Origin of the sequence: Pseudogemmobacter faecipullorum (assembly GCF_020539525.1) — a bacterium.
Lineage (GTDB): Bacteria > Pseudomonadota > Alphaproteobacteria > Rhodobacterales > Rhodobacteraceae > Pseudogemmobacter > Pseudogemmobacter faecipullorum.
The window spans coordinates 1-986 of sequence record NZ_JACDXX010000079.1 but is presented as its reverse complement, the minus strand read 5'-3'; the positions used below and the strand labels follow the sequence as shown (position 1 = coordinate 986).

Genomic DNA, 986 nt, shown 5'->3' with positions numbered 1-986 from the left:
TCCGTCAGCGCCGCTGCAGCAGCGCTTTCAGATCACTTGATGATTTTCGCCACGACGCCTGCACCAACGGTGCGGCCGCCTTCACGGATAGCGAAGCGCAGCTTCTCTTCCATGGCGATCGGTGCGATCAGCTCGACTTCGAACTTCAGGTTATCGCCCGGCATAACCATTTCGGTGCCTTCCGGGAGCTTAACCATGCCGGTCACGTCCGTGGTACGGAAGTAGAACTGCGGACGGTAGTTGGCGAAGAACGGGGTGTGACGGCCACCTTCCTCTTTGGTGAGGATATAGGCTTCAGCTTCGAAGGTGGTGTGCGGCAGAACCGACTTCGGCTTGCACAGAACCTGACCACGCTCAACGCCGTCACGGTCAACGCCGCGCAGCAGGGCGCCAACGTTGTCGCCAGCTTCACCGCGGTCGAGCAGCTTGCGGAACATCTCAACGCCGGTGCAGGTCGATTTCGAGGTCGCACGGATGCCGACGATCTCGACTTCGTCGCCAACGTTCAGAACGCCACGCTCGATACGGCCGGTCACAACGGTACCACGGCCCGAGATCGAGAACACGTCTTCGATCGGCATCAGGAACGGCAGGTCAACCGCACGCTCCGGGGTCGGGATATAGCTGTCGACAGCGGCCAGCAGTTCGCGGATCGAGTTCTCGCCGATTTCCGGGTCGCGGCCTTCGAGAGCGGCCAGAGCCGAGCCTTTGACGATCGGAATATCGTCGCCCGGATATTCGTAGGACGACAGCAGCTCGCGGATTTCCATCTCGACGAGTTCCAGCAGTTCCGGATCGTCAACCTGGTCCACTTTGTTCATGAACACGACCATGTAGGGGATACCCACCTGGCGGCCGAGCAGGATGTGCTCGCGGGTCTGCGGCATCGGGCCGTCAGCTGCGTTCACCACGAGGATCGCGCCGTCCATCTGCGCCGCACCGGTGATCATGTTCTTAACATAGTCAGCGTGGCCGGGGCAGTCGAC

At 61.2% G+C, this 986-nt stretch carries 1 protein-coding gene; it reads right to left on the bottom strand.

The genetic code is table 11. The annotated features are described in order from the left end of the window. Positions 1–32 precede the first annotated feature (32 nt). Positions 33–986 (bottom strand): elongation factor Tu (gene tuf / locus H0485_RS21265; protein ID WP_226937869.1); only part of this gene is annotated, 954 nt, incomplete at its 5' end.